This is a genomic window from Kingella pumchi (assembly GCF_022288825.1).
GTDB lineage: Bacteria > Pseudomonadota > Gammaproteobacteria > Burkholderiales > Neisseriaceae > Kingella_D > Kingella_D pumchi.
This window is the reverse complement of record NZ_JAKOOW010000029.1, coordinates 1-331: the sequence shown is the minus strand read 5'-3', so window position 1 is coordinate 331 and position 331 is coordinate 1. Positions and strand designations below refer to the sequence as shown.

General features: G+C 69.2%; 1 protein-coding gene. It reads right to left on the bottom strand.

The annotated features are described in order from the left end of the window. Positions 1–331 (bottom strand): two-partner secretion domain-containing protein (locus MB824_RS08440; RefSeq protein WP_238748021.1); only part of this gene is annotated, 331 nt, incomplete at both ends.

Genomic DNA, 331 nt, shown 5'->3' with positions numbered 1-331 from the left:
GCCGCTGTTGGCCAGCTGTCCGTCGGCGCTGAGGGTCACGCCGCCGGCACCGGCGTAAATCTTGCCGGCGTTGCGGATGCCGCTGCCGGCATCGGCGGCAATCAGGGTGATCTTGCCGGCATACATGCCGCCCAGGGCGCCGGTGTCGATGGCAAAGACGGGAGTGCCGCCCGCAGACGGCGGGTTGCCGGCTGCAGACGGGGTTTTGACACTGCCGGCGGCGTCGGTTTGGCCGCCGGCGGCAATCACTTGGATGTCCTGCCCCCAAATGCCGCCGTCAATCTTGGCGGCACGGCTGAGAATGCGGGTGTAGTCGGCACCGCGCCCGTCA